The sequence below is a fragment of the Caulobacter sp. SSI4214 genome (assembly GCF_012184455.1).
GTDB lineage: Bacteria > Pseudomonadota > Alphaproteobacteria > Caulobacterales > Caulobacteraceae > Caulobacter > Caulobacter vibrioides_E.
The window spans coordinates 1-6,660 of record NZ_SZWJ01000140.1 but is presented as its reverse complement, the minus strand read 5'-3'; the positions used below and the strand labels follow the sequence as shown (position 1 = coordinate 6,660).

General features: G+C 67.9%; 8 protein-coding genes and 1 pseudogene. 6 read left to right on the top strand and 3 right to left on the bottom strand.

Going from position 1 to position 6,660, the window contains the following annotated elements; genetic code table 11:
- Nucleotides 1-327 (bottom strand): annotated as a pseudogene (locus FCU40_RS22155) (sensor histidine kinase); the annotation flags it as partial.
- A 193-nt stretch (nucleotides 328-520) separates the two neighbouring features.
- Between FCU40_RS22155 and FCU40_RS22150 the strand changes: the two are divergent.
- The 5 genes from FCU40_RS22150 (at nucleotide 521) to FCU40_RS22130 (ending at nucleotide 3,655) form a co-directional block, all read left to right on the top strand.
- Nucleotides 521-1,315 (top strand): HAMP domain-containing sensor histidine kinase, encoded by a 795-nt coding sequence (locus tag FCU40_RS22150; RefSeq protein WP_168077943.1) that lies wholly within the window; start codon nucleotides 521-523, stop codon nucleotides 1,313-1,315.
- Between the two features lie 61 nt (nucleotides 1,316-1,376).
- Nucleotides 1,377-1,814 (top strand): SufE family protein, encoded by a 438-nt coding sequence (locus FCU40_RS22145; RefSeq protein WP_168077941.1) that lies wholly within the window; start codon nucleotides 1,377-1,379, stop codon nucleotides 1,812-1,814.
- Nucleotides 1,807-2,757: a rhodanese-related sulfurtransferase gene (locus tag FCU40_RS22140; protein WP_168077939.1), complete on the top strand. Its 951-nt coding sequence runs from the start codon at nucleotides 1,807-1,809 to the stop codon at nucleotides 2,755-2,757. Before FCU40_RS22145 ends, FCU40_RS22140 begins: the two co-directional genes overlap by 8 nt.
- A gap of 59 nt (nucleotides 2,758-2,816) precedes the next feature.
- The gene (locus FCU40_RS22135) at nucleotides 2,817-3,266 is read left to right on the top strand and encodes a PA2169 family four-helix-bundle protein (RefSeq protein WP_168077937.1); all 450 of its coding nucleotides are present in this window, start codon (nucleotides 2,817-2,819) and stop codon (nucleotides 3,264-3,266) included.
- A 95-nt stretch (nucleotides 3,267-3,361) separates the two neighbouring features.
- On the top strand, nucleotides 3,362-3,655 hold the full coding sequence (locus tag FCU40_RS22130) for a helix-turn-helix transcriptional regulator (RefSeq protein WP_004622847.1): 294 nt from the start codon (nucleotides 3,362-3,364) through the stop codon (nucleotides 3,653-3,655).
- Between the two features lie 15 nt (nucleotides 3,656-3,670).
- Here the strand turns inward: FCU40_RS22130 and FCU40_RS22125 are convergent, their stop codons facing one another.
- A complete protein-coding gene (locus FCU40_RS22125) occupies nucleotides 3,671-5,227 on the bottom strand; it encodes a dienelactone hydrolase family protein (protein ID WP_241693685.1) in 1,557 nt (518 codons plus the stop codon).
- A gap of 210 nt (nucleotides 5,228-5,437) precedes the next feature.
- Between FCU40_RS22125 and FCU40_RS22120 the strand changes: the two genes are divergently transcribed.
- Entirely contained in the window at nucleotides 5,438-6,187 is a 750-nt protein-coding gene (locus tag FCU40_RS22120) for a glucose 1-dehydrogenase (protein ID WP_168077934.1), read from the top strand.
- 1 nt (nucleotide 6,188) lies between these two features.
- On the opposite strand, the gene FCU40_RS22115 is transcribed toward FCU40_RS22120, so the two are convergent.
- Nucleotides 6,189-6,660: DUF6456 domain-containing protein (locus FCU40_RS22115; protein ID WP_241693684.1), on the bottom strand; the 472-nt coding region annotated here is incomplete at its 5' end.

Genomic DNA, 6,660 nt, shown 5'->3' with positions numbered 1-6,660 from the left:
CGGCGCCAGGCACCAGGCCGCCATCGCGCCGGACACCCCGCCCGTCAGGACGGCGGCCAGCGAGCCGCCCATCGCCCACAGCACCAGCAGGATCGACTGGGTCCGCTCGTCGTCGCGCGTGAAGACCAGGCTGGCCAGGGCCGGGACCGCGCCCGCGCCCAAGGCCGCCCAGACGGGCCAGCCAGCGGCGTCGCGCAGGAACAGGGCCGCGGCGGCGGCCAGGCAGACGGACGCCAGCCAGCCCAGGCGCCAGGCCTGGGCGGGATCCATCCCGGCCGCGCGGGCGGCGGGACGTCGGATCGGGTCTGGAAGCGTCTCGAATTCCAAGGGCGGTCGACTTCTGCGCGGCGGGGGGTCACCGTCGCCAAACCTTAACGCGGAGTGACCGCTCCCTCCAAGGCCGCACAATCGTTAAGCGACCTTTCCTCGTGGAAGCGTTGTGGACGGAAACGGAATCGTAAGCGCGAGCTGGCATTGTGTCGCACCTGATCCATACGGATAGAATGTCCGGGAGCCCGCTATGCCAGAACCGGCGTCCCTGGACGCATCGACGCTTCGCCCGCTGGCGGATCCCGTTCCGGCGGAGCGCCGGACGGCCGCGATCGAACGTCGACGCCAGGCGCTCGATGACCGCAAGCGCGCGTTCCTGCGCATGGTCAGCCACGAGCTGCGCACCCCGCTGAACGCCGTGATCGGCTTCTCCGAGATCCTGTCCAAGGAGCTGTACGGACCGCTGGGAAGCCCGCAGTACAAGGAATACGCCACGATCGTGCACGACAGCGGCCTGAAGCTGCTGAAGCTGGTCAACCAGATCGTCGAGATCGCCCGCCTCGAGGGCCACGTCACCGACATCGAGATGACGCCCGAGAACATGGACGAGGCGTTCGAGGACGTGATCGACGCCCTGGACGCCCAGATCCGCCAGCGCGAGGTCATCGTCCATGTGGTCGCCCAGGGGACCCTGCCCACCGTGCTAGCCGACAGCCGCGGCCTGCGGACCATGCTGACGAACCTGCTGCAGAACGCCGTCACCCACTCGCCCGCTGGGGGAGTCGTGCACCTCGCCGCCGCCCGCATCGGCGGCGAGGTCGAGATCACCATCCGCGACCAGGGACCGGGCGTGGACAGCGCCGAGCTGCCGCGCCTGCTGCAACCGTTCGAACAGGGCGGCGCCATCCTGACGCGCGGCCACGAGGGCGTCGGCCTGGGGCTGCCGATCGTCGACCTCCTGTCGCGCGCCATGGGCGGACGCCTGAAGCTGTCGTCCAGCCTGGGCGCGGGCTTCCTGGCGCGGCTGATCCTGACGGCGGCCTGAGGCGGGGAGCCGGACCGCCCTCCCCCTCGACAAGCCGCGGCCAGCCCCCTAATTGGCCGCCATGAGCACTTCCTCCCCTGGCGCCATCGACACCGCCCTGAACGACCTCGCCGACGAGTTCGAGCTGCTGGGCGACTGGGAAGAGCGCTATCGCTACGTGATCGAGCTGGGCAAGGACCTCGCGCCCCTGAGCGACGCCGAGCGCTCGGAGGAGAACAAGGTGCGCGGCTGCGCCAGCCAGGTGTGGCTGGTCACCGAACCCCAGGCCGACGGAACGCTGAAGTTTCGCGGCGACAGCGACGCCCACATCGTCAGCGGCCTGGTGGCCATCATGCTGCGCCTCTATTCGGGCCGGACGCCGGCCGACATCGTCGCCTTCGACGCCAAGGGCGCGATGGACCGGCTGGGCCTCTCGGGCGCCCTGTCCTCGCAGCGCTCCAACGGCCTGAAGTCGATGGTCGCCCGCATCCAGCACGACGCGAAGTCCGCCCTTGGCTAGCTATCGCGTCGCGGCGCTGTACCGCTTCACGCGGTTCGAAGACCCGGCGGCGATTCAGGGACCGCTGGCCGCCCTCTGCGACCGACTGGGCGTCAAGGGCACCCTGCTGCTGGCCCGCGAGGGGATCAACGGCACGATCGCCGGCGAGGACGCCGCCGTCGCGGCGGTGCTGGATCACATCCGCGCCCTGCCCGGCTGCGCCGACCTGTCGCCGAAGACCGCCTGGGCCGAGCGGACGCCCTTCCACCGCATGAAGGTGCGGCTGAAAAAGGAGATCGTCACCCTGGGCGAGCCCGACCTGGACCCGACCGACGCGGGGACCTATGTCGCGCCCGCCGACTGGAACGCCCTGATCAGCGATCCCGACGTCGTGGTCATCGACACCCGCAACGCCTACGAGGTCGCCGTCGGCACGTTCGAGGGCGCGATCGATCCCAAGACCGCCAGCTTCTCGGACTTTCCCGCCTGGTTCCGCGACTGGCGCGAGACCATCGAGGCCGAGCGCGGCCCCGACGCCCCGCCGCTGAAGGTGGCCATGTTCTGCACCGGCGGCATCCGCTGCGAGAAGTCGACCGCCTTCCTGAAGGCCGAGGGCGTCGAGCAGGTCTTCCACCTGAAGGGCGGCGTGCTGGACTATCTGGAACAGGTTCCGGAGCCCCAGAGTCTGTGGCGCGGCGAATGCTTCGTGTTCGACGAGCGGGTCGCGGTCGGCCACGGCCTGTCGGCCGGGACCCACGTGCTGTGCCGGGGCTGCCGGGCGCCGGTCTCGCCGGAGGGCCAGGCCTCCAGCCTCTATGTCGAGGGCGTGTCCTGCCCCGCCTGCCACGACCAGCGCACCGACGACCAGAAGGCCCGCGCCGCCGAGCGCCACCGCCAGGCCCTGCATTGCGAGGCGCTGGGCATCGACCACGTCGGCGCGAAATTACCTTCGCGGTCAAGCTGAACCCATCGCCGCGGCCTCGCGTTGACCCGGCTCCCCTCCCCAAGAGAGAGCGCCCCGCGATGCACACGAACGAAGACCACATCAAGCTCGTCAACGGCCTGGTCGAGACCACCATCGACAGCGCCGACGGCTATGAGACCGCCGCCAAGGACGCCGACGGCGCCCGCTACAAGGAGCTCTTCCAGCGCCGCGCCCAGGAGCGCCGCTCGATCGCCTCGGAACTGCAGGACGAGGTCCGCCGCCTGGGCGGCGAGGCCAAGGACGACGGCACCCTGCTGGCCGCCGCCCACCGCGTGTTCGTCAATCTGAAGGACGCCATGACCAAGGGCGACGAGGCCGTGATCAACGAGGTCGAGGCCGGCGAAGACCACATCAAGGCCAAGTACGAAAAGGCCCTGCAAGACGGCGACGTCCAGCCCCAGACCCGCGCCGTGATCGAAAAGGCCTGGGCCTCGGTCAAGGAAGGCCACGACCAGATGCGCGACATCAAGCATACCCTCAAACACTAAGAACGCCGCGCCGGATCGACGACGGGCGGGACCCCGAGGTCCCGCCCTTTTCGCGACCGTTTGCGTCGCGCGCCGCCACGCCGCATATGAGGACCATGGAACACGCGCCCCGCATGGTTCTCGACGAGCGTCAGGTGAACCTGATCTCCAAGGCCCTGGCCGAGCCCCGCCGCCGCCAGATCCTCAAGGACGTCGGCGCCCAATCGGCGCCCTGCGCGTGCAGCGGCCTGCTGGAAAGCTACGAGATCACCCCCGCGACCATGTCCCACCACCTGAAGGAACTGGAAACCGCCGGCCTGATCCAGATCAACCGCCAGGGCAAGTTCGCCTATCTGACGCTCCAGCGGGACGTGCTGAACGCGTACCTGGCGCGGCTGGGGGAGATTTGAGGGGGCGTGGCTCGGCTAGCTCTCGCTCAAGATCTTCAAACGCTGGATGACATTGGCGTTGGTAGGATCGAGCGTCAGCGCCTTGGCGTAACTGGCCTTCGCCGCGATCCTGTCTCCAGCTTTTTCCTGGGCCGAGCCGAGCGCCTCGAACGCGGCGCCGCTCGTCGGATAGACCACGGTTGCAAGTTCAAAGACGTTTATCGCCTTATCGGTCTCATCCGCGAAAAGCAGCTGATTGCCCCAATGCCGAAGGTCGCCTTCGGAAAGCTGGAATCCGGGATCAACGCTGCGAAGGCTTTGGTAGGCTTTCACCGCATGGGCAAAGCCTTGCTTGGCCAGCACGGAGGCAAATCCACCTATGGTCGGCGGCGCACCCTGAGCCCGGCGGAAGGAAACAGTCAGCATATGGGCGGGCGCGGCGTTGTTTGCTGGCTTGTTGGCCACGAAAGATAGGCCCGTTGGATCGCCCTTGAGCGTCCCGTCAAGGAAGCGGAGCACGTAACGCGCCACCCAGCTATAGGCCAGCGAGGTCTCGTCGCGACTGTACTCGGAGAAGCCCCAGCCGCTGTCTGGCGCAAAACGCTGATACTCCGAATTGAAGTTCGCATGGACCATCGGCGTCATCGTGATCCGATATAGATCGGCGTACTTCATCTGGTTCATCAGGCTTTCCGACATGTCCTGATGCGACGCCAGCAACTCATCGATAGTTGAGGGACGCGCGCCCACGAACAGGAACGGCGCGGTCAGGCGGGATGGGACGGCGTATTTCGCCGAAGCCGCCAAGGTCGGGAAATAGCGGATGGAGCCGTCAAGGCTGACCAGCGCGTCGATGCGGCTGTCCTTTGCGGCGGCCAGCACATTGGCCATGCCGCCCCAACTGTAACCGACTACGCCCAGATGCTCGATATCGGCGTGAGGCAAAGACCGTGCGTAGGCGATCAGGAATTCGATATCCCCGACCTGGGCCTCGACGCCCTCAAGGTCCTGGGTCATCTCGCGACCGAACGCGCCCCGGCTCGAGCTGGCGAGAACCACATAGCCCTGGCTGGCCAAGAACTCGCACAGGGTCAGGTTTTCGTGAGCGGGCGCGCCAAAGCTCGGGGCGTAGATGATGACGGGGAACTTTCCGGGCTCGGGTTTGGCGTCTCGCACGGCCCAAGTCGGTCGAGACATCTCCACCTGGATCTTCGCGGCGGCAAGCCCTTTCCAACGCTTCTCAAGCCAGGTGGAGGCGGCCTTGGCCACTTCGGCGTCGCTTAGCCCGAAGTTGTCCTCGGTCACGGCCGCGCGCACATAGTCGCCATAGCGAACTGGCGCGCCGCCCTTGACGGCGGGATACCAGACCAATGTCTGCACCGGCCTCCCCGCTTCGGCGTGAGGTTGCCCTGTCACCGGATCCGTCTTGGACCCGTATGCGCGGCTGAAATCGTACTGCTGGACGACGCGCAAGCCTACGCCATGGGGGCCGGGCGCATTCGAGAAGACAAAATCCGAGGCCCGCGCCGACTGACAAAAAAGCATCAGGCAGACCAACAGGCCAGACAAGGCGCGCACGACGATGCCCCCCAAGCGAAAGCTTTGCCCTAAACAACCTTCAGCATGTGGCGGAACCTTGTCCAGCTTGGCGTAGCGATCATGGAAGGCAAGCGCCTGGAGCTTATCTGAGCGTGGCGGACAAGAAAGGTTCCCCAACAAAATTCCGCCCCCGCCCCTTCAATCACTTCGACGATCATCTAAATATCTAACCGTTCGCCACAGTCGGCAGAACGGAGAGAGACAATGAGCAAGCTTACGGGCAAGACCGCCGTGGTGACGGGCGCGTCGAAGGGTATCGGGGCCGCGATCGCCAAGGCGCTGGCCGCCGAGGGCGCGGCGGTGGCGGTCAACTACGCCTCCAGCCGCGAGGGCGCCGACAAGGTGGTCGCCGAGATCGTCGCGGCGGGCGGCAAGGCCATCGCCGTCCAGGGCGACGTGGCCCAGGGCGCGGACGTCGCGCGGCTGTTCGACGAGACCCAGAAGGCCTTCGGGGGCGTCGACATCCTGGTCAACAACGCCGGCGTCTACGCCTTCCGGGCGCTGAACGACGTGACCGAGGCCGAGTATCGCCGCCAGTTCGACACCAATGTGCTGGGCGTGCTTCTGGCCACCCAGGAAGCAGCGCGCCGCTTTGGCCCGGACGGCGGAAACATCATCAACATCAGCTCGATCGTGACCACGCTGGATATGCCGGAGTCGTCGATCTACACGGCGACCAAGGCCTCGGTGGACTCGATCACCCGCGTGCTGGCCAAGGAGCTGGCGCCGCGCAAGATCCGCGTCAACGCCATCTCGCCCGGCGCGGTCGAGACCGAGGGCACCCACGCCATGGGCATGATCGGTAGCGAGATGGAGGCCGGCCTGGTCGCCATGACGCCGCTGGGCCGCATGGGCCAGCCGTCCGACATCGCCTCGGTCGCCGCCTTCCTGGCCTCGCCCGACAGCGGCTGGATCACCGGCGAGATCATCGCCGTGTCCGGCGGCGCGCGCTAACTCAAGTCATCCGATAGTGCCGCGCCAGGCCCTGCAAGGCGAGTTTCAGGACCGTCTTGCCGGCCCGGCGCGGCAGCTTCAACGACCGCTCGGCCGTCTCCAGGGCCGAGCCCAGCAGGCAGACGCTCTCGAGGATGCCGCGCAGGCCAGGCCCCACGGCGTCCAGGGCCTTGGCGATCCGCTGGCGCGCCGCGGTGTCACGTTCGGCCGGCGCCAGGCCAGGCCGTCCGCCCTCCACGCGCGGCCCCGCGTCCCAGGCCATGGTCATCCGGCCCTGGGTTCCCAGACTCTCGAAGTCCTCGCGCAGACGTTCGCCGGCCGCCGCCTCGATCGGGGTCAGCCACGGACGGCCTTCCCGGTCGCGTCGGCGGGCCAGCCAGGCGATCGGCGATTCTCCCAGATTGCGCCGCGCGGTCCCCTCCCCCGCCGGGGCGGCGACCGTTTCCTCGATCACGCCGGGCCGCCCGGGCGGC

Bases quoted from the DNA above. Each gene is read 5' to 3' on its own strand.
- FCU40_RS22145 (WP_168077941.1), top strand. From the start codon at position 1,377: ATGAGCACTTCCTCCCCTGGCGCCATCGACACCGCCCTGAACGACCTC.
- FCU40_RS22150 (WP_168077943.1), top strand. From the start codon at position 521: ATGCCAGAACCGGCGTCCCTGGACGCATCGACGCTTCGCCCGCTGGCG.
- FCU40_RS22130 (WP_004622847.1), top strand. From the start codon at position 3,362: ATGGAACACGCGCCCCGCATGGTTCTCGACGAGCGTCAGGTGAACCTG.
- FCU40_RS22135 (WP_168077937.1), top strand. From the start codon at position 2,817: ATGCACACGAACGAAGACCACATCAAGCTCGTCAACGGCCTGGTCGAG.
- FCU40_RS22120 (WP_168077934.1), top strand. From the start codon at position 5,438: ATGAGCAAGCTTACGGGCAAGACCGCCGTGGTGACGGGCGCGTCGAAG.